General features: G+C 67.6%; 18 protein-coding genes. 11 read left to right on the top strand and 7 right to left on the bottom strand.

Annotated features, from left to right (window positions below; translation table 11 throughout):
• The first annotated feature begins 82 nt into the window (after positions 1–82).
• The 5 genes from AC1DJT_RS04690 to mutL all read left to right on the top strand — a co-directional run bounded on the left by AC1DJT_RS04690 (position 83) and on the right by mutL (position 6,712).
• The gene (locus tag AC1DJT_RS04690; RefSeq protein WP_441488864.1) at positions 83–742 is read left to right on the top strand and encodes a hypothetical protein; all 660 of its coding nucleotides are present in this window, start codon (positions 83–85) and stop codon (positions 740–742) included.
• A gap of 101 nt (positions 743–843) precedes the next feature.
• A complete protein-coding gene (locus AC1DJT_RS04695; RefSeq protein WP_441488865.1) occupies positions 844–2,136 on the top strand; it encodes a M16 family metallopeptidase in 1,293 nt (430 codons plus the stop codon).
• Between the two features lie 58 nt (positions 2,137–2,194).
• Positions 2,195–3,490 (top strand): M16 family metallopeptidase, encoded by a 1,296-nt coding sequence (locus AC1DJT_RS04700; protein WP_441506122.1) that lies wholly within the window; start codon positions 2,195–2,197, stop codon positions 3,488–3,490.
• A gap of 50 nt (positions 3,491–3,540) precedes the next feature.
• Complete coding sequence (locus tag AC1DJT_RS04705) at positions 3,541–4,863, top strand: glucose-6-phosphate isomerase (protein ID WP_476833625.1); 1,323 nt, start codon at positions 3,541–3,543, stop codon at positions 4,861–4,863.
• 43 nt (positions 4,864–4,906) lie between these two features.
• The gene (mutL, locus tag AC1DJT_RS04710; RefSeq protein ID WP_476833626.1) at positions 4,907–6,712 is read left to right on the top strand and encodes a DNA mismatch repair endonuclease MutL; all 1,806 of its coding nucleotides are present in this window, start codon (positions 4,907–4,909) and stop codon (positions 6,710–6,712) included.
• Between the two features lie 5 nt (positions 6,713–6,717).
• On the opposite strand, the gene AC1DJT_RS04715 is transcribed toward mutL, so the two are convergent.
• On the bottom strand, positions 6,718–7,278 hold the full coding sequence (locus AC1DJT_RS04715; protein ID WP_441488869.1) for an RsmD family RNA methyltransferase: 561 nt from the start codon (positions 7,276–7,278) through the stop codon (positions 6,718–6,720).
• Positions 7,279–7,290: 12 nt separating this feature from the next.
• On the bottom strand, positions 7,291–9,654 hold the full coding sequence (locus tag AC1DJT_RS04720) for a pseudouridine synthase (RefSeq protein WP_441506125.1): 2,364 nt from the start codon (positions 9,652–9,654) through the stop codon (positions 7,291–7,293).
• Positions 9,655–9,757: 103 nt separating this feature from the next.
• Here AC1DJT_RS04720 and AC1DJT_RS04725 point away from each other — a divergent pair, with 103 nt between their 5' ends.
• Both AC1DJT_RS04725 and AC1DJT_RS04730 read left to right on the top strand, forming a co-directional pair.
• A complete protein-coding gene (locus AC1DJT_RS04725) occupies positions 9,758–10,186 on the top strand; it encodes a nucleoside deaminase (protein WP_441489224.1) in 429 nt (142 codons plus the stop codon).
• Positions 10,187–10,278: 92 nt separating this feature from the next.
• A complete protein-coding gene (locus AC1DJT_RS04730) occupies positions 10,279–10,506 on the top strand; it encodes a DUF4287 domain-containing protein (protein WP_476833627.1) in 228 nt (75 codons plus the stop codon).
• A gap of 1 nt (position 10,507) precedes the next feature.
• Here the strand turns inward: AC1DJT_RS04730 and gcvA are convergent, their stop codons facing one another.
• A complete protein-coding gene (gene gcvA / locus AC1DJT_RS04735; RefSeq protein WP_476833628.1) occupies positions 10,508–11,386 on the bottom strand; it encodes a transcriptional regulator GcvA in 879 nt (292 codons plus the stop codon).
• A gap of 195 nt (positions 11,387–11,581) precedes the next feature.
• Between gcvA and AC1DJT_RS04740 the strand changes: the two genes are divergently transcribed.
• On the top strand, positions 11,582–11,977 hold the full coding sequence (locus AC1DJT_RS04740) for a RidA family protein (protein WP_441488873.1): 396 nt from the start codon (positions 11,582–11,584) through the stop codon (positions 11,975–11,977).
• Position 11,978: 1 nt separating this feature from the next.
• Positions 11,979–13,133: an oxidoreductase gene (locus AC1DJT_RS04745; RefSeq protein ID WP_476833629.1), complete on the top strand. Its 1,155-nt coding sequence runs from the start codon at positions 11,979–11,981 to the stop codon at positions 13,131–13,133.
• A 51-nt stretch (positions 13,134–13,184) separates the two neighbouring features.
• On the opposite strand, the gene AC1DJT_RS04750 is transcribed toward AC1DJT_RS04745, so the two are convergent.
• Positions 13,185–13,928 (bottom strand): sulfite exporter TauE/SafE family protein, encoded by a 744-nt coding sequence (locus tag AC1DJT_RS04750; protein WP_441506128.1) that lies wholly within the window; start codon positions 13,926–13,928, stop codon positions 13,185–13,187.
• 106 nt (positions 13,929–14,034) lie between these two features.
• Between AC1DJT_RS04750 and AC1DJT_RS04755 the strand changes: the two genes are divergently transcribed.
• Positions 14,035–14,778 (top strand): ArsR/SmtB family transcription factor, encoded by a 744-nt coding sequence (locus AC1DJT_RS04755; protein ID WP_441506129.1) that lies wholly within the window; start codon positions 14,035–14,037, stop codon positions 14,776–14,778.
• Here AC1DJT_RS04755 and AC1DJT_RS04760 read toward each other — a convergent pair.
• The 3 genes from AC1DJT_RS04760 to purD all read right to left on the bottom strand — a co-directional run bounded on the left by AC1DJT_RS04760 (position 14,741) and on the right by purD (position 17,909).
• Positions 14,741–15,610, bottom strand: coding sequence for a patatin-like phospholipase family protein (locus tag AC1DJT_RS04760; protein WP_441506130.1), 870 nt, complete (start codon positions 15,608–15,610; stop codon positions 14,741–14,743). The two genes, AC1DJT_RS04755 and AC1DJT_RS04760, sit on opposite strands and share 38 nt — an antisense overlap.
• 27 nt (positions 15,611–15,637) lie before the next feature.
• Entirely contained in the window at positions 15,638–16,552 is a 915-nt protein-coding gene (locus AC1DJT_RS04765) for an alpha/beta fold hydrolase (protein WP_476833630.1), read from the bottom strand.
• A gap of 76 nt (positions 16,553–16,628) precedes the next feature.
• A complete protein-coding gene (gene purD / locus AC1DJT_RS04770; protein ID WP_476833631.1) occupies positions 16,629–17,909 on the bottom strand; it encodes a phosphoribosylamine--glycine ligase in 1,281 nt (426 codons plus the stop codon).
• Positions 17,910–18,001: 92 nt separating this feature from the next.
• On the opposite strand from purD, the gene xseA reads away from it, so the two are divergent.
• Positions 18,002–19,531: an exodeoxyribonuclease VII large subunit gene (gene xseA / locus AC1DJT_RS04775; RefSeq protein ID WP_476833632.1), complete on the top strand. Its 1,530-nt coding sequence runs from the start codon at positions 18,002–18,004 to the stop codon at positions 19,529–19,531.
• Positions 19,532–19,681: the final 150 nt, after the last annotated feature.

Consider the following 19,681-nt stretch of genomic DNA (forward strand, 5'->3'; position numbering starts at 1 on the left):
CGTCGCCATGCTTTTGCCCTTCCCTTGGTGCAACACGGCGAAACACGGACAGGAACGCAGGTTCCTTCACGGAGGTTTTGAGATGGCCAATCGCGCTCGCGCAATCCGCATCCTGCTCGCTGGGAGCATGATCGCGGCCGCGCTTCCCGCCTCGGCTCAGGAAGGCATGTTTTTCCAGAACGCCATGCGGACCTTTGGACTGATGCCGGGGGAGGGGCCCGATATCGAGTATCGCCAGCGCCCGCCGCTGGTGGTGCCGCCGTCTTCCGCCTTGCCGCGTCCGCAAGATCCGGCCTCGCAGCGTACGGCTGCATGGCCGAATGATCCCGATGTYGCAGCCCGCCGTGCGGACGCCAAGGACGCCCTGATTCCGGCGACCGAGCGCGAGAAATACAAGCTGAACCAGACCCCGCTGCTCAGCCAGCAGGAACTGCGTCGCGGTCGCGTGACCGGCGGACAGGTTCAGGCACCACCGGAAACCCAGAGCAAGACCTTCGAGGAGAATATTGGCCCGATCCGTGCCGGTCGTGAATTGGCGGCGCGCCAGGCTGCCACCGACACCTCGAACCTGGTTCATGGCCAGGAGCCGCAGCGCCGCTTGCTGAGCGATCCGCCGACCGGCTACCGCAAGCCGGCTGGTACGGCGCCGCTCGGACCCGGTCGGGGCGGGCCGCGTGAAGACACCAACAGCACGGGCCAGAAGGAATTCGTGCAGGGTCTGCCGTCGCCGAGCACGCCCTGACCCTTCGCTGAAAAACCGTGATGGCGAGCGCCGCGCGCTGGCGCGGCGCGTAATCGCGCCTATATCGAAGGTCACTCCTGCCGCGAAGGTGCCACCCTGAAATGACGGTTCATACTCCGACTGCACGCTTGTCGGTTCCAGTCGAAGCCTTCAGGCTCGCCAACGGGCTTGACGTCGTGGTCGTCCCGGACAGGCGCGCGCCGGTCGTCACTCATATGGTCTGGTACCGCAACGGCTCGGCCGATGATCCGGCCGGCAAGTCCGGCATCGCGCATTTTCTCGAGCACCTGATGTTCAAGGGCACGGCGCGCTGGCCGGCCGGCGAGTTCTCCAAGATCGTCGCGGGCTATGGCGGCCAGGAGAACGCCTTCACCTCCTTCGATTACACCGCCTATTTCCAGCGCGTGCCGAAGGAACATCTGCGCGCCATGATGGACTACGAGGCGGACCGGATGACCGGGCTCGCCTTCGATGAGAGCGTGGTCGCGCCCGAGCGCGATGTCGTGCTCGAAGAGCGACGCATGCGCGTCGATGCCGACCCGGCTGCACAGCTGGGGGAGGAGTTCTCTTCCGCGCTCTTCGTGCATCATCCCTATGGCACGCCGATCATCGGCTGGGAGCACGAGATCGAGGGCCTGACGCGCGACGACGCCTTCACCTACTATCAGCGCTTCTACACGCCGGAGAACGCGATCCTGGTCGTCGCCGGCGACACCGATCTCGACGAGGTGCGCACGCTTGCCGAGGCGACCTATGGCCAGATCGCGCCGCGTGGACAGGCCCCGGTGCGCAAGCGCCCGGCCGAGCCCGCTCCGCGCGCAGCGCGCCGGGTCTCGCTCAGCGACCCGCGTGTGCGCCAGCCGTCCCTGCGGCGGGGCTGGCTCACGCCGACCTATCTCAGCGGCGATCGCAGCGAGGCATTCGCGCTCGAACTGGTGGCCGATATCCTCGGCGGCGGCACCACGTCGCGGCTTTATCGCCAGCTTTGCGTCGAGCAGGAGCTCGCGGCCGGTGCCAGCGCCTATTTCATGGGCTCGATGGTCGATCGCGCTGCCTTTCAGATGTCGACCAGCCCACGCCCGGGCATCGACATGGCTGCGCTCGAAGCTGGCCTGGATGCGGCGCTCGCGACCTTCCTTGCCGATGGGCCGAGCGAGATCGAGTTGAGCCGCGCCCGCACGCGGCTGGTGGCGGAGACCATCTTCGCCCGGGACAGCCAATCTTCGCTCGCTCGTATCTTCGGTGCCTCGCTGGCCGTCGGCGAAACCGTCGAGGACGTCCTGGCCTGGCCGGAACGGATCGAAGCCGTGACGCGCGAGGCCGTCATCGAGGCCGCGCGCCGCTATCTGCGGCCCGACCGTTCGGTCACCGGGCTGCTCTTGCCGGCAGCTTGAGTCCGCGCCCCCTTTCTCATGCGGGTGGGATGACATCGTCCCACCGTCAGGAAGCGACATGAACGCGCCCATCCCCACCCCGGGTTCCACGCTTGCCGGCCCCTCGGTGGCGGTCCAGCAGGTCCGCTCGACCTCCGGTATCGAGGCCTGGCTGGTCGAGGAGCACAGCCTGCCGTTGATCGCGATCGATTTCGCCTTCGACGGTGGTGCGACACGCGATCCCGACAATGCCGCCGGCAGCGCCTACCTCGTCTCGGGTCTGCTCGATGAGGGGGCCGGCGATCTCGACGCGGAAGCGTTCCACGGCCGGCTTGCCGACCACGCCATCAGCCTCGGCTTCGATGCCCGTCGCGACGATTTCCACGGCCATTTGCAGACCCTGTCGCGCCATCGCGACGAGGCGTTCTCGCTGCTGGCTTTGGCGCTGAACGCGCCGCGCTTCGATGCTGATGCCGTGGAGCGCGTGAAGTCGCAGGTCGTCGCTGGCCTGCAGCGTCAGGCGCAGAATCCGGAGACGCTCTGCCGCAATGCACTCTATGCGGCGGCCTATCCCGGTCACGCCTATGGCCGTCCGGAGAAGGGCGATATCGACAGCGTCTCGCGCACGGAGCCCGCCGGATTGAAGGCGCTCTCGCGCGAGTTGCTGACCCGCGCCGGCCTCAAGATCGTCGTGGTCGGTGACATCACGGCGGAAGAACTGGCGCAGCGGCTCGATCAGCTCTTTGCCGCGCTCCCGATCGGCACGGCTCGACCGGTCCCGACCGACCCCGTTCCCGTGCAGGGGCTTGGCGAGACGCATGTCATCGATCTCGATGTGCCGCAGACCGTGCTGCGCTTCGTCGGCCCGGGCCTGATGCGCCGCGATCCGGATTTCATCACCGCCAGCGTGTTGAACCATATCCTGGGTGGCTCCGCTTTCACCTCGCGCCTGTTCCTTGAAGTGCGCGAGAAGCGCGGCCTTGCCTATGGCGTGTCGTCGAGCCTGCTGCCGCTGCGCGAGAGCGCGATGCTGGTCGGCGGCACTGCGACGCGCAACGATCGCGCGGCCGAATCGCTTGCCGTCATTCGCGAGGAGATGATGAAGCTTGCCTCCGAGGGGCCGACCGAGCACGAGGTCGAAGAGGCCAAGCGCTACATCATCGGCTCGTATCCCCTGCGCTTCGATACCTCGCCGAAGATCGCTGCCGAGCTGCTGGGCCTGGCGGTGAACGGCTTCGGCCCGGAATTCCTCGCCGAGCGCAACCAGCTCTTCGCCGCCGTGACGCTCGCCGACATCAAGCGCGTTGCGCAACGGCTCTTCGGCGACCCGCGCCTGCTGGTGCAGGCCGTCGGCCGGCCGGTCGGCCTCGTTTGACGGCGCGCCGCCCACCCGCTTTTCCACCGACCCCATACGGATACCAGGCCATGCTGCAGCAAAGCTTCGACCTCGCGCTCGAATCCGGTGTCGGCGCCGGTGGCATCCCCGATGCTGCCTTCGAGAAGGCATTGGCCGCTCTCGCGCCCGCGCTGGCGCGGCTGAAGGGCGAGGCGGACGCGAAGTCGCTGCCCCTGCTGGGATTGCCGGCCGATACGGCCGATCTGGCACCGGTCCATGCTGCCGCAAAACGCCTGCGCKAAGGCGCGACCGATATCCTGATCCTCGGCACGGGCGGCTCCAGCCTCGGTGGCCAGACGCTGGCCCAGCTCGCCGGCTCCGGCATTGCCGGCCTGTCGAGCTTCGCGCCYACGCCGCGCGTGCATTTCATCGACAATCTCGATCCTGAGACATTTGCCTCCCTGCTCACGAAACTGCCGCTCAAGTCGACCAGGTTCGTGGCCATCTCCAAATCAGGCGGCACCGGAGAAACCCTGCTGCAGAGCATCGCGGCGATCACCGCGCTGCGCGCCGCCGGTATCCCCGATGGTGAGATTGGCCGGCACTTCCAGGGGCTCTCCGAGCCGGCCAAGCCCGGCAAGCTGCACCCGCTGCGTGCCCTGCTGGAGCCGTTCGGTACGCCCTTCCTCGACCATCATACCGGCGTGGGTGGGCGCTACTCGGTCCTGACCAATTGCGGTCTGCTGCCGGCCGCGATCCTCGGCCTCGATATCGAAGCCCTGCGCAACGGTGCGGCAAAGGCACTTGCTCCCCTGCTGGCGGGCAAGGGCGTCCGCGAGGTCCCGGCTGCGCTGGGTGCGGCCCTGCACCTCGCCGCCATGCGCTCTGGCAAGGGCATCGCAGTGCTGATGCCCTATGCCGACAAGCTCGCCCTGTTGACGCGCTGGTGGGTCCAGCTCTGGGCCGAGAGCCTCGGCAAGGACGGACAGGGCACCCAGCCGGTCGCGGCGCTCGGGCCCGTCGACCAGCATTCGCAGCAGCAACTCTATCTCGCCGGGCCGAAGGACAAGTTCTTCACCGTTCTGACCCTCAGCACCAAGGGCAGGGGCCCGGGGATCGATGCTGCTCTGGCGAAGAAGATCGGCGAGGACGGTTTCGCCGGCAAGACGATCGGCGATCTCGTCGCGGCGCAGGGCGTCGCCATGATCGATACCTTCGCCAAGAACGGCCGCGCGGTGCGCCGCCTCCATGTCGATCATGTCGACGAGACGGTGCATGGCGAGATCCTGATGCACTTCATGCTGGAAACGATCCTGACGGGCTACGCCATGGGCGTCGATCCGTTCGATCAGCCGGCGGTCGAAGAGGCGAAACTCCTCGCCAAGCGCTATCTTGCCGAAGGGCGCGGCTGACGATTCGGGTTTCCGCGCTCGCTCCCTTTTTGCCGGGCTCAGCATGACCGTTCGCCGTCTCGATCCCATCCTGGTCGATCGCATCGCCGCCGGCGAGGTGATCGAACGGCCGGCTGCTGCCGTGAAGGAGTTGGTCGAGAACGCCATCGATGCCGGTGCGCGCGCGATCRCCGTGACCATTGCGGCCGGCGGCCGCGAGCTGATCCGCGTCGTCGATGACGGCTCCGGCATGTCGCCCGAGGATCTGGCGCTGTCGGTCGAGCGCCACGCCACCTCGAAGCTGCCGGATGGCGATCTCTTCGCGATCCAGTCTCTCGGTTTCCGCGGCGAGGCGCTGCCGTCGATCGGCTCGGTGGCGCGGCTTGCGATCACCACGCGCCAACGCGAGGCTTCGCAGGGCCACGGCCTCGTCGTCGAGGCCGGTGAGAAGGGCGTGGTTCGTCCGGCCGCTGCTGCGCCCGGCACGCGCATCGAGGTCAGCGATCTGTTCATCTTCACCCCGGCCCGCCTCAAGTTCCTGAAGAGCGATCGGGCGGAGGCGCAGGCCGTCTCCGAGATGTTGCGGCGACATGCCATCGCCCATCCGACCATCCGCTTCTCCCTCGAAGGTGACCATGTCACCGGCTTCGACTGGCCAGCCGAGGCGATCGGCGAGGAAGGGCTGCTGCGCCGGTTGTCGCGGGCGCTCGGCCGTGATTTTCCCGAGAATGCGCTGCGGCTCGACGTGGCGCGCGAGGGCATTCGGGTCATCGGTTTCGCCGGGCTGCCCACCTTCCATCGAGGGACCTCGGCCGGCGTGCATCTGGCGGTCAATGGCCGGCCGGTGCGGGACAAGCTGCTGCTGTCGGCGGTGCGCGGCGCCTATGCCGATGTGGTGCCCTCCGACCGGCACCCGATGCTGTTTCTCGATGTGATCTGCGATCCGCGCTTCGTCGACGTCAACGTCCATCCGGCCAAGAGCGAAGTCCGCTTCCGCGATCCGGCCCTGGTCCGCGGCCTCGTGGTATCCGGCCTGAAGGCCGCCTTGGCCGAGGCCGGGCACCGCGCCACGACGACAGGTGGCGCCCGGACGCTGGAAGCCTTCCGCGCGGTCTTCTCTGGGGCCGGGCAGCAGCCGTCAGTGCAGCGTCCAATGCTGCCGTCCGCACCTGCCTGGGCGTCGCCATCGGCCGGGTTCGGCGAGGCGCGGCAGGCCGATTTCACGGGTTTCGTGACGCCATCGGCCGATGCGCGAGCCCATGTCGCCGAGCCGGCGCAGGATGCCCTCGACCGCCCGCTTGGCGCCGCGCGGGCGCAGGTCCATGAAACCTATATCCTCGCCCAGACACGTGACGGCATGGTCATCGTCGACCAGCACGCGGCGCATGAGCGGTTGGTCTATGAACGGCTGAAGGCCGAGAGGGCCAGGACGGGTATTGCCCGCCAGGCTCTGCTGCTGCCGGAAGTGGTCGAGCTCGATCCGGTCGACGCCGACCGCCTGATCGCTGTCGCCGGTGACCTTGCTTCGCTCGGCCTGACCATCGAATCCTTTGGATCCGGTGCCGTGCTGGTGCGCGAGGCGCCGAGCGCGTTGGCTGGCGGCAATCTGCAGAAGCTAGTTCGCGACGTCGCCGATACGCTCGCCGAGCATGGCGATTCAGGGTCGCTCGAACGGCGCCTCGACCATGTGCTGGCGACGATGGCCTGCCACAACTCGGTGCGTGCCGGCCGGCGCCTGCGGCCCGAGGAGATGGATGCGCTCCTGCGCGAGATGGAAGTCACGCCCAATTCCGGCCAGTGCAACCATGGCCGCCCGACCTATGTCGAGCTCAAGCTGAACGATATCGAGAAGCTGTTCGGGCGGCGGTGAAGCCCTCAGGGCGCCCGCAGGATCCAGACCTGGGTTTCACCATAGTCGCGTCGCTCCAGCTCCTCGAAGTCGCCGGGCAGGGCGATCTCGACCCCCGCCGCTTCCTCAAGCACGATCAGCGCACCAGCGGCCAGCCAGCCGCCATCGCGTGCCGAGATGAGCGCCTTCTCGCCAAGATTCTTGCGATAGGGCGGATCGCAAAAGACGAGCTGGAAAGGCGCCATCGGCCCGATCGGGCCGAGCTTGGTCGCATCGCGGCGGAAGATACGGCTCAGGCCGGCGAGCCCGAGCGTCATCTGGTTCTCGCGGATCAGGCCGCGTGCCTCGGTGCCGTCATCGACCAGCAGTGCAAAGCCGGCACCGCGCGAGAGCGCTTCGAACGCCATCGCGCCGGTTCCGGCGAAGAGATCGAGCACGCGCGCGCCCTCGACCACGTCGTCATAGGCATGGGCGAGCACGTTGAAGAGCGATTCGCGCAACCGGTCGGAGGTCGGGCGGATCGTGCCGATACCCGGCTTGGGGCCGGCCAGGGGCCGGCCGCCGAAGCGGCCGCCGACGATTCTCATCAGGCGCTACTCTCAGTCACGCTTGCCGCGGCCGCCGCCACCGGGACGCGGTCCCTTGCCGCCGGGCTTGCCGCCAAAGGGACGTCCGCCGCCGGGCTTGCCGCCAGCGCCGCGCCCGTGCGGGCGGTCGCCGGACGGTCTGCCGCCGCTTGGCCTGTCGCCGAAGCTGCGACCGCGCGGACGGTCATCGCCCTGACGCTCGGCAAAAGGTCGGGCGGGTCGCTCGCGTCCCTCACGAGGGGCGCGCTCAGGGCGTTCGCCGCGTGGCGCGCGCTCCTGCCATGGACGCTCGTCGCTGCGATCCTGTCCGCCGGCCCCCTCATCGCGTGGACGGCGCTGAGGCCGGTCACCAAGGCCGCGAGGTGACGCGCCGCGCTCCTGCGGGCGCGCTCCGCGGGCTCCCGGCCCGGTACGCTCGGCACGAGCCGGGCGGGCGGGCGCTTCTTCTCGTGCCGGCGCGCTGACGCGCTCGACCAGCACGCGGCGTCCCTTCGGATCGGCAATCGCCTTGTCGCGTTTGCGTTCGATCTGGCCGGTCGCCTCGCGGGCCTGCCGCGCCTCCTTCGGATCGGCGCCACGCCTTGGGGCCGAGCGGCGCTCACGTTGCGGCTCGGCCTCCTCATCGCGCCAGACGGTGCGCTTCCAAGGCTTCTCGCTGCGGGTGTCCTGCGAAACCGGACGTCCACTGCCGCGCGCCCCACGCTCCTCGCCACCCTCGCGGCGGCGCGGGCGATCCTCGCCCGCAGGCGCGCGCTTGGGCGCCGCCGGCAGCTCATCGCGGCGCGGTGCCTCGAAATCGACGCCGGCCTTGGCCATTAGCTCTTCGCCGAGCTGGTCCTTGATCACGCGGGAGCGGATCTCGTCGATCTCACCCTCCGGCAGATCGCCGAGCTGGAACGGCCCGAAGGAGACCCGGATCAGCCGGTTCACGGCAAGGCCGAGATGCTCGAGGACGGTCTTGACCTCGCGGTTCTTGCCCTCTCTCAGGTCGACCACGAGCCAGGTGTTCGAGCCCTGCTCGCGTTCGAAACGTGCCAGGACGGGCCCGTAGCTGATGCCGTCGATGGTGACGCCATCGCGCAGTGTGTCGAGCTTGTCCTGCGTGATGCTGCCGAAGGCGCGCACACGATAGCGCCGGAGCCAGCCGGTTTCCGGCAGCTCGAGCACGCGTGCCAGTCCGCCGTCATTGGTCAGCAGCAGCAACCCCTCGGTGTTGATGTCGAGGCGGCCGATCGAGAGAACGCGCGGCAGGTCCTCGGGCAGGGCCTCGAATACGGTCGGGCGGCCTTCGGGATCATGGTTCGTCGTCACCAGCCCGCGCGGCTTGTGATAGAGCCAGAGCCGAGTGCGCTCGCGCGCCGGCAATGGCTCGCCATCGACGAGGATCACGTCGCTCGGTCCGACATCGAGTGCCGGGCTTTCGATCACCTTGCCGTTCACGCTGACGCGGCCTTCGGCGATCATCGCCTCGCAATCGCGGCGCGAGGCGACGCCGGCGCGCGCCATCACCTTGGCGATGCGCTCCGGCTCGATCGAGGGCAGGAGGACTGCGCCCGGTGCCTGGGGCTCGGCATCCTCGCGGCGCGGACGATGAACCCGGTCGTCGCCGCGCGGACGGTCGTGCCGCTCGGCGCGTGGCCTGTCGAAGCGCGGTGCGCCAGCATCCCGGTCGCCGAAGCTCCTGCCGCGGGGGGCCGCACCTTCGCGGGGCGGACGGCTCGTGCTGCGCTCGCCCTCGGAGCGGGCTCGGAACGGCCTTTCACCACCCTCGCGCGGTGGGCGCGGGGCGTCGTCGCGTCGGCCAGCCGGCTTGTCGAAGCGCCGGGCGGGGCGTTCGCCGCCTTCGGATGTCCTGTGGGAAGGGCGATCATCTCCCGAGCGACCACGAAACGGGGCGCGTTCGCCTTCGGTCCTGCTGCGGAACGGTCTTTCGCCGCCCTCGCGCGGCGGGCGCGGGGCGTCGTCGCGTCGGCCGGCCGGCTTGTCGAAGCGCCGGGCGGGGCGTTCGCCGCCTTCGGATGTCCTGTGCGAAGGGCGATCATCTCCCGAACGCGCACGAAACGGAGCGCGTTCGCCCTCGGTCCTGCTGCGGAACGGCCGTTCGCCGCCCTCGCGCGGCGGGCGCGGTGCGCCGTCACGCTGGCCTGCGGGCCTGTCGAAGCGACGGGCGGGGCGTTCGCCCTCGCTCCCGGCATCGCGGCGCGGCCTGTCATCGCCCGAACGGCCACGGAATGGCGGGCGATCTCCGCCCGAAGGTGGGCGGCCGCGTGACGGGCCACGGCCTTTGCCGTCGCCTCCGCCAAACCCGCCGCCTTTGCCGCCAGCTCCACCGCCCTTGCGTGGACCACGGCTTTTCTGGTTGTTGTCGTCGCTCATCATCGCTCCTGCACAGCCGGCGCTTGTAGCAGAGCGTATCATGCCTCGCGAGCGCCAAAGCAGAGGTTTCATGCTGCAATCGAAGCGTGCCGAGCTGGAGGGGATGGATCTCGCCCTCGCGGAGGCCCGGGCGGCAGGTGCCAGGGGCGAGGTGCCGGTCGGAGCCGTGGTCGTCAGGGACGGAACCATCCTGGCCAGTGCCGGCAACCGCACGCTCGAGCTGAAGGATCCGACCGCACACGCCGAGATGCTGGCCTTGCGGCGCGCCTGCGAAGAAATCGGCAGCGAACGGCTGATCGGCTGCGATCTCTACGTCACGCTCGAACCCTGCCCGATGTGCGCTGCCGCGATTTCCTTCGCCCGGATCAGGCGGCTCTATTTCGGCGCCTCCGATCCCAAGGGAGGCGCGGTCGAGAACGGTGTCAGGCTTTATGCCAGCCCGACATGCCACCATGCGCCGGATGTCTATGGCGGCATCGCTGAAAGCGAGGCGGCGGATCTGTTGCGCGGGTTCTTCAAGGCGCGGCGTTAGGGGGGATTATGCGCTCGTCCCGCCCTGGGGATTGCGGATGCATCCAGCGTCGCTACGGTTCCGCTCCCGACAAATGAACATCGCGAGGCGCAATGTCCTTTCAGGCCTATCTCGACACCATCAAGCAGAAAACCGGCAAGGGGCCTGAGGAGCTGCAGGCGCTTGCCGACGCGAAGGGCCTCTCGGAAGCGGGCAGGCTCAGGCCGGGCGTCAAGGCAGGGCAGGTCGTGGATTGGCTGAAATCGGATTTCGATCTCGGCCATGKCCACGCCATGGCGATCTATGCCCTGCTCACGGGCAAGAAGAAGCCGGGTGATTGAGCTAACGCGCTGCTTCCGCAATCAGCCAGTCGCGAACCGCGTGCACAAGCGCCTCCTTGGAGCGGCTCGGCAGGGTCACCACGGAATACGTCAGTCCCTGTAGCGTTGGGCCGAATGGCTGGATGAGCCGGCCTGCATCGAGTTCCTCCCTCACGAGCGCCAGGCTGAGCAGCGCCGCTCCCTGGCCGGCGACTGYAGCCTGGATCGCCTGGCTTTCATCGGTGAAGCGCAAGGCCGATTTCGCATCGGGCCGCATATCTGTCCGCTCGAACCAGATCGGCCAGGTCGGATGATCGGGATCTGCGCTGCGCCATTCGAAATGGATGAGCGGCACCTTCGCGAGATCGGCGGGCTGGTGGACGTCCAGCACCGGATTGACCACCGGGGCGAACCGGTCTGCGATGAGTTGGCGCGCGTCGAGATTGGGATAGCTGCCATGGCCATATCGGATCGCCAGGTCGACCTGGCCCGAGTGCAGATCGACAACATCGTCTGATGCGTGCAGCCGCAGATCGACGCCGGGGTGGGCTTTCTGGAAGCCGGCGACGCGCGGCACCAGCCATTTCGCAGAGAAGGCTACGGTCGCCGAGATCGTGATGACCGGCCGTTTCCGCTCTGACCGAATGCGCTCGATCGCTGCGGCGAAGGCGTCGAAGCCATCGCGCAGCACGAGATAGAGCGCCCGGCCTTGTTCGGTCAGACTGACACGCCGCGTCTGGCGGTCGAACAGGCGCACATCGAGGTGCTCCTCGAGCGTCCGGATCTGGTGGCTGACCGCAGTGGCCGTGACCAGCAGCTCGGAGGCGGCTCGTTTGAAGCTGCCATGACGCGCCGCAGCTTCGAATGCCCGCAGCGAGGATAAGGGCGGCAGGCGTCGCATCACGGAGGTCCAATGATTGAGCTCACAACTTGCCTGATTATGAGTGAGTTTGATTCAGTTATCGAGTGAGGATTTCGCGTTTGTTGTCCTGGGCGTGAACGCACACATTCATCTCATCGCCGGACGGGCACACCGATTGGATGAATGAAATTCATCTCGCGACGCGGCCAGTCCATTCACAGATGAGATGAAAAGATGTTCGAGCAAGTTGTCACGCGGCCCGACCCCTACGAGCCGTATCTGTTGTCGCAGGCCATCAAGGTCGGCAACCTTCTCTTCGTATCGGGCCAGGCCGGCTATGATGACGAGGGCAAGGTCGTGGAGGGCGGATTCCTAGCCCAGGGCGAGCAGGCCTTCTCCAATTTGCGGCGTGCCCTCGAAGCGGGCGGTGCCAGCCTGAAGGATGTCGTCAAGGTGACGATTTTCGTCACCGACATGCAGGCTCAGTTCAAGGACGTGGTCGAGCTTCGCCGCAGGTTCTGGAGCGCGCCTTATCCCGCCGACACGATCGCTGAGGTCAAGGGCCTCTACGATTCCAGGGTGATGATCGAGATCGAGGCGATTGCGGCAGTGCCAGGGGAGGGCCGGTAAGATGACTGGCAACCCCGCTTCCGGCCTGCCTCGCCAGAGGGCGGAGGAGAGTCTCTTCTCCCCCGTCCGGATCGGCAGGCTCGCTCTATCCAACCGGCTTGTCGTTGCGCCCATGACGCGCGTGAGTGCAACCGTCGATGGCCGTGCCACCGAAGGTATGGCCGCCTATTACCGTTCATTCGCGGAAGGCGGCTTCGGCCTGATCGTGACGGAGGGCATCTACACCGACAAGGCATTCTCGCAKGGCTACCAGTACCAGCCCGGCCTCGCTGATGCCGAACAGGTCGAGGCGTGGCGACAGGTCGTCAGCACGGTTCATGACGCAGGCGGGCGGATTGTTGCGCAGCTGATGCACGCCGGAGCCCTGGCGCAAGGCAACATCCATCGGGACCATAGCATCGGCCCTTCCGCCCTGCGTCCCAAGGGCGAGCAAATGGCGTTCTATCGCGGCAATGGCCCCTACCGCATTCCTCGTGCGATGTCGGAGGTGGATCTCGGTGAAGCGGTGGCAGGCTTTGCCAGCGCGGCCGCGCTCGCAAGGGAGACTGGCTTCGACGGTGTCGAGATCCACGGAGCCAACGGCTACCTCCTCGACCAGTTCCTGACCGAGGGCATCAATCGACGCCAGGATCGCTATGGCGGGAGCATTGCGGGCCGCCTTCAGCTCCTCGTCGAAGTTGCCGAAGCCGTTCGCTCGGCCGTGGGAGCGGATCATGTCGTCGGCATGCGAATCTCGCAGGCCAAGGTGAATGACTTCCTCCACAAATGGGTCGGAGGTGTCCGCGAAGCGGAGATGGTGTTCAGCGCATTGGGCACGCTTCCCCTCGACTACATCCATACGACCGAATTCGAGGGGTGGCGCCCGGCCTTCGGCGATACCGGGCCAAGTCTGGCGGCCTTGGCGCGGATGCATGCCCGGCTTCCGGTTCTGGCGAATGGGTCGCTGCACGATCCGCAACGTGCTGCGGCCATGATCGAGGGCGACGAGGCGGACTTCGTGTCGCTCGGGCGTGGCGCGCTGACCCATGCCGACTGGCCGACGCGTTTCCGCGAGGGGCGGGCGCTGGAGCCGTTCGACAAATGCATCCTGTCGCCGATCGCGGATCTGGCGAACGCCGAACGGCGCCGTTCAGCGCTGCTCGACTTTGCAAGCTGAGGGCGCGCCCAAACGAATTGGCGCCGTACCCCCAAGGTGCTGGCAGGACGTTCAGGCGAGCGTCCTGATCACCAGATAGCATCCCAGCATCARCAGCCCCGCGAAGAAGCTGAGCTTGAAGGTGGCCGCGGAGATGCGCGTGCGGATCGCCTGGCCGACCGACATGCCGGCAAGCGCAGGCAGCAGCGCCAGCAGCGAGGATTGCGCCACGCCGACATCCAGGGCGCCTGCTCCGATCAGGCCGACCGACAAGGCCAGCGTCGAAGTGATGAAGGAGACGCCCAGCGCCTGCACCAGCTCGTCCTTGTCCAGGCCGAGCGCCTGCAGATAGGGCACGGCCGGCAATACGAAGACACCGGTCGCAGCGGTGGCGATGCCCGTCGTGATGCCGATGACGGGGCCGAGCCAACCCTCAGCACTGGAAGGGACGCGCAGCTTCGCCGCCTTCAGCCCGACCAGTGCATAGAGCACCAGCGCACAGCCGAGCCAGAAGGTGGCCGAGCCGCCCTTGCTCTGTTGCAGCAACCCGGCGCCCGCCCAAGTCCCCGCGCAGATGCCGGCAAGCATCGGCCAGAGCCTGATCATGATCGCCTTCAGCCCCGGGCCGGTTGCGACCTGCCAGCTGTTGGTGACGATATTGGGCACGACGAGCAACGCCGCGGCCTGCGCCGGTGCCATCACCACGCCGAGGATGCCGACTGCGATGGTCGGGAGGCCGAGCCCTATGACGCCCTTGACGAAGCCGGCCAGAAGAAAGGTGGCGGCGATGAAGAGGATGAGATCTGCGTTTTCCATGAGGCTGTTTGTGGCAGTGTCGATGCGGACTGTCGCGCCCGAACGCTACGGTGGGGAGCGTACTGTTCCAGGTTGCCTCGGCTGAGCAAGGGAGCAAGATGGCTGCATGAGCACGCATGGCCCCTATCTCGCCGAGATCGCCCATCTGATGGGGGATCCAGCCCGCGCCAACATGCTGCACGCCCTGATGGACGGGCGCGCGCTGACCGCCAAGGAACTCGCCTATATTGCCGGCGTCGCGCCGCAGACGGCGAGCGGCCATCTCGCCCGCCTGATGGCGGGCGGCCTGCTCGCGGTCGCCGTCCAGGGGCGCCACCGCTATTACAGGCTCGCCGGGCCTGAGGTCGCCACGGCGCTCGAAGGGCTGATGGTCCTCGCCGGAAGCCAGTCCTCCAGTCGCCGCTTGCCGTCCCGGGTCGGCGCCGACCTCAGCCGGGCCCGCACCTGCTACGATCATTTCGCCGGGCGCCTCGGCATCGGCCTGCATGATGCGCTGGTCGCGGGCGGGCACCTGACGGTTGCCGATGGCGGCTACGGCCTGGCGACATCGGGGGAAGGCGTTTTCGCGGCGCTCGGCATCGACATCGCTCAGGCGGCCAGGAGCCGGCGCGCGTCGTTGCGGCCATGCCTCGACTGGAGCGAGCGCCGTCCGCATCTGGCGGGAAGCCTGGCCGCAGCCCTCGCATGCCGCTGCTTCGAGACGGGCTGGGTCCTGCGCAAGAAGGACAGTCGTGCCGTAATCCTGACCGATGAGGGGCGTGACGCGTTGATCTCGGTATTGCCGGGTTTTCGCTGCGACGAACCGGAGGCGCTCAGCCCTGCCGGAGTGCCTGAGACAGCCTTCGCTTGACCTCGTCCTTGAGCGGCTCGGAGGCGTCGAGGATGGCTTGCGCCCGGAAGAAGTCGAGCCCGCCATAGCCGTCGATGCCGGCCCTGATCAGGATATCTGGCGGGTGGCGCTCGATCATGCGCTGTACGATGGTGCGCGTCAGGATTTGCGAGACGCCGACCATCGCTTCGAGCGGCTCGGGCACGCGCGTGTCGCTGATCGTTGCCGGCGCGCTGGTGTCGACCGCCATGACGATGCGCCCCGGCGCCAGCAACCTGTCATAGGGCAGGGGGTTGATCGCTCCGCCATCGATCAGCACGCGGCCGCCGAGCACCACCGGGCGTACGAGACCCGGAATAGCCAGCGAGGCGGCGACGGCCGGCGTCAGCGGCCCGCTCGTCAACGAGACCTCTGCATGGAGATGGTAGTCGGTCGCAATCGCGGCGAAGGGAAATCTGAGCTCCTCGAACCGGTCGGGCACGGCTTGCGGCCAGAACAGGTCGAGCAGCCGCTCGCCGTCGATCAGCACGGGATTGCCGAGCCCGCGCATGAGATCGGTGAATTTGCCGACGCGGGCGTCGAGCAGCCGCGCGATCACCTTGGCCCGGTCACGGAATGTCAGTGACACATGCTCCCGCAGCTCGCTGCCAGAGAGGCCGGCCGCATAGGCCGCGCCGATGATCGCCCCGATCGAGCAACCGACGATGAGGCCGGGCCTCACGCCGAGTTCGTCCAGCGCCTCCAGTACCGCGATATGGCTCAGGCCCCGTGCCCCTCCGGCCCCCAGCACGAGCGCGAGCCTGGGCTCGGCGCTGTCGGATCGTTGCTCGGCAGGCGTCGTGAAGCTTGGCATGGTGCGATGCTGCGGCCTGAACCCTGCTCAGGCAACCGAGCCAGCAAGGAACGGCTTCAAGGCCTCCAGCGTTGCTGCAGGGTTTTCCTCCGGCAGGAAATGGCCGCTGATGATCGCTTTCCCCTCGGCCTTGGGCGCGAAGGTCGAGCGCCAGATCGCGAGCGGGCTTTCGCCCTTGGCGGGTATTCCGGCTTCGCCCCAGAGTGCCAGCACCGGGCAGAGGATGGTCTTTCCCGCCGCGAGATCGGCCCTGTCCTGGGCGAGATCCGTGGTGGCGCCAGCGCGATAGTCCTCGCAGGCCGCATGGATGCGATGCGGGTCGTCGAATGATTCCCCATAGGATCGGAGCGCGAGCGGGTTGAATACGTCGAGCGCCTTGGCCCGTGTCCAGCTCGCGATCGTATGATCGAGCCAGGCCTGGGGATTGGCCTTGATCAGGTTTTCCGGCACGGGTTCGGGCTGGGCCAGGAAGGTCCAGTGATAGACCTGCATGGCGCGGGCGGCGTCCATGCCGTCCCACATCGAGAGCGTCGGCAGGATGTCGAGCACGGCAAGCCGCTCGACCCTGCCGGGATGGTCGAGAGCGAGGCGATAGGCGACACGCGCGCCGCGGTCATGGCCGATCACGGCAAAGCGGATATGGCCGAGCGCYTSCATSACGGCGACGAYGTCCTCGCCCATGGCGCGCTTGGTGTAGGTCTCCTTGCCGCCATCGCCATGGGGAGCCGCCGACCAGCCATAGCCGCGCAAGTCCAGGCAGACGACACGATGGGTCTTCGCCAGTTCGGGCGCGATCTTGTGCCATTCGGCGTGGGTCTGCGGGAAACCGTGAATGAGCACGAGCGGCGGCCCTTCACCGCCGGAACGCGCAAAGATCTTGCCGACGGGCCCGTCGACCCAATGGGCTGTGAAGCCGGGAAAGAGTGAATCGAGATTGCTCATGGAGGAGCGCTCCTGGCGTAACCGCTGGCCTGATATCAGTCTGGCTGAAATCCTAACCCCCGACGAGCGCGGATGTTCAGCCTTCCTGCTCCCGTTTGACCGCCTGCCATCCGATGTCGCGGCGGCAGAASCCCTCCGGCCAGTCGATCGCGTCGACGGCGGCATAGGCGCGTTGCTGGGCCTCGCTGACAGTCTTGCCGAGGCCAACGACATTGAGCACGCGACCACCATCGGCAACGATGTCGGTCCCGGACTGCTTCGTCCCGGCATGGAAGACGAGGACATTGTCCATAGCCTCGGCCTTCTCGATGCCGCGAATGATGCTGCCCTTCTCGGGCGTGGCGGGATAACCCCGCGCCGCCAGAACGACGGTCAGCGCGGCTTCGTCCAGCCAGCGCAGGTCGAACGAGCTGAGCACACCGTCGCAGGCGGCGAGGAAGGCCGGCACGATATCGCTCTTCAGGCGCGGCATCAGCACCTCGCATTCCGGGTCGCCGAAGCGGACATTGTACTCGATCAGCTTCGGCCCCTGCGCCGTGATCATCAATCCGGCGAAAAGCACGCCCTTGAACGGTGCGCCCCGCTTCTGCATTCCCGCGAGCGTCGGTGCGATGATCTCCGCCATGACCCGGTCTTCCAGGGCCTTGGTCATCACCGGGGCGGGCGAATAGGCGCCCATGCCGCCGGTATTCGGGCCGGTGTCGCCGTCGCCGACGCGCTTATGGTCCTGAGCCGAGGCAAGCGGCAGGGCATGGCTACCGTCGCAGAGTGCGAAGAAACTCGCCTCCTCGCCGATCATCCATTCCTCGATCACCACCTCGGCGCCTGCTGCGCCGAAGCCGCCCGAGAACATCATCTCGATGGCGGCATCGGCCTCGTCGAGGGTCTGTGCCATCACCACGCCCTTGCCGGCGGCGAGCCCGTCGGCCTTGATCACGATCGGCGCGCCCTGAGCCCTGACATAGGCCTTGGCCGATGCTGCATCCCCGAAGCGTCCGAAGGCGGCCGTCGGGATGTTGAACTCGGCACAGAGTTCCTTGGTGAAGCCTTTCGAGCCCTCGAGCTGGGCTGCCGTCTTCGAGGGGCCGAAGGTCTTGATGCCGGCCGCGACGAGATCATCGGMGATGCCGGCGACGAGCGGCCCTTCCGGCCCGACCACGACGAGGTCGACCTTCTCCCGCTTGCAGAAGGCGACGACTGCGGCGTGATCGGCGATGTCGAGCGCGACGTTCTCGCCGCATTGCGCGGTGCCGGGATTGCCGGGTGCGACAAGGAGCCGGTCGCAGAGCGGCGAGCCGGATATCGCCCAGGCGAGCGCATGTTCGCGTCCGCCGGAACCGATCAGAAGGATGTTCATCGCGCCGTCTCCGCTTGCTCCGCGCGCAATAGCCTTCGCAGCGGCGCGGGGCAACGCTTCTGCTCCGTCGCTGCGACCGTTATGGTCGCGCAATGGATATCGAATCGCCCGACACCAAGCCCTCCAATGCGCCGGAATGGTCGGTTTCCGACCTGTCTGGTGCGCTCAAACGTACGCTGGAGGACGCCTTCGGCTTTGTCAGGGTGCGTGGCGAGATTTCGGGCTATCGCGGCCCGGTCGCCTCGGGCCATGTCTATTTCTCGCTGAAGGACCAGAACGCCAAGATCGACGCGGTGATCTGGAAGGGCGTCTTCGGGCGGTTGAAGACACGGCCTCAGGAAGGGCTGGAGGTCATCGCCACCGGCAAGATCACCACCTTCCCCGGCAAATCGAGCTACCAGATCGTCATCGATTCGCTCGAGCCGGCCGGTGTCGGCGCGCTGATGGCGTTGCTTGAGGAGCGTCGCAAGAGGCTCGCTGCCGAAGGCCTGTTCGACGAGGGGCGCAAGCAGCTCATTCCCTATCTGCCGCGCGTCGTCGGCGTGGTGACCTCGCMGACCGGTGCTGTCATCCGCGACATCCTGCACCGTCTCGAGGACCGCTTTCCTCGCCATGTCCTGGTCTGGCCGGTCCGCGTCCAGGGCGAGACCAGTGCGGCCGAGGTGGCGGCCGCCATTGCCGGTTTCAACGCATTGCCGGAAGGCGGACGAATCCCGCGCCCCGACGTGATCATCGTCGCGCGCGGTGGCGGTTCGCTCGAGGATCTGATGGGCTTCAACGAGGAGGTCGTGGTGCGCGCCGCTGCCGCCTCGCTGATCCCGCTCGTCTCGGCAGTCGGCCACGAAACCGACTGGACCCTGATCGACCACGCCGCCGACCTGCGTGCGCCGACTCCGACCGGCGCCGCCGAGAAGGTCGTGCCGGTCCGCGCCGATCTGATGGCGCTGATCGCCGATCTCTCCCGTCGGCAGGCGGGGGCGATGCGCCGTCTCTCGGATCGCCGTCGCAGCGATCTGCGTGCGCTTGCGCGGGCCTTGCCGGGGCCGGAGGCTGTCCTTTCCGGCCCGCGGCAGCGGCTCGATCTGGCCGCGGCGCGTCTTGCTCCGGCATTGGCGCGCAACGCGCGGGCTTACGAGCAACGGCTTGCAGCTTTGTCGCAGAGGCTCGTGCGGCAATCTCCATCAGTCCGGCTCGCGACCTATGTGGCAAGGCTTGATGGGCTCTCAAGCCGCCTGCGGGCTGGGCGGGATGCTTTGCTCAGGGCAGAACGGCTGCGCCTCCAACGGGCGCATGAGCGCACCGACGAGCTGTCGCTGAGGGCGAGCCGCGCCTTTGTCCAGGGTCTGGGGCGCCGTCGCGACAGGCTCGAATCGGCCTGGAGCCTGGTCCGCTCGCTGGGCCCCCAGGCTGTTCTGGCGCGTGGCTATGCGCTGGTGCGCGATGGTTCGGGAGCGCTCGTTCGCGGCGTGGAGCAGGCAAAGCCCGGCCTGGCGCTCAGCGTTCAGGTCAGCGACGGCAGCTTCGATGTCACCGTCACCGCGGGCGGGGAAGGGCTGTCGCCACGGCCGGCTCGTGCGCCGCGCCGGGACGTTCCGCGCAGCGGGCAGGGCGACCTCTTCTAGGTGTGTAGTCCCGAAATCTGATGGTGCATCATCGATCCTGAGTCGTCAGGAGGAGGATGCATTATGGGAAGCGTTCTTCATGGCAGCGCCCGCACGACGGCGCGTGTTCGAGCCGAGCTCCAAGGGTCGAAAGAGAGCAGCCGGGCCCTT

The organism is Allobosea sp. 05T422_2 (assembly GCF_056396265.1).

Bases quoted from the DNA above. Each gene is read 5' to 3' on its own strand.
- AC1DJT_RS04695 (WP_441488865.1), top strand. From the start codon at position 844: ATGACGGTTCATACTCCGACTGCACGCTTGTCGGTTCCAGTCGAAGCC.
- AC1DJT_RS04700 (WP_441506122.1), top strand. From the start codon at position 2,195: ATGAACGCGCCCATCCCCACCCCGGGTTCCACGCTTGCCGGCCCCTCG.
- AC1DJT_RS04715 (WP_441488869.1), bottom strand. From the start codon at position 7,278: ATGAGAATCGTCGGCGGCCGCTTCGGCGGCCGGCCCCTGGCCGGCCCC.
- AC1DJT_RS04720 (WP_441506125.1), bottom strand. From the start codon at position 9,654: ATGAGCGACGACAACAACCAGAAAAGCCGTGGTCCACGCAAGGGCGGT.
- AC1DJT_RS04725 (WP_441489224.1), top strand. From the start codon at position 9,758: ATGGATCTCGCCCTCGCGGAGGCCCGGGCGGCAGGTGCCAGGGGCGAG.
- AC1DJT_RS04740 (WP_441488873.1), top strand. From the start codon at position 11,582: ATGTTCGAGCAAGTTGTCACGCGGCCCGACCCCTACGAGCCGTATCTG.
- AC1DJT_RS04755 (WP_441506129.1), top strand. From the start codon at position 14,035: ATGAGCACGCATGGCCCCTATCTCGCCGAGATCGCCCATCTGATGGGG.
- AC1DJT_RS04760 (WP_441506130.1), bottom strand. From the start codon at position 15,610: ATGCCAAGCTTCACGACGCCTGCCGAGCAACGATCCGACAGCGCCGAG.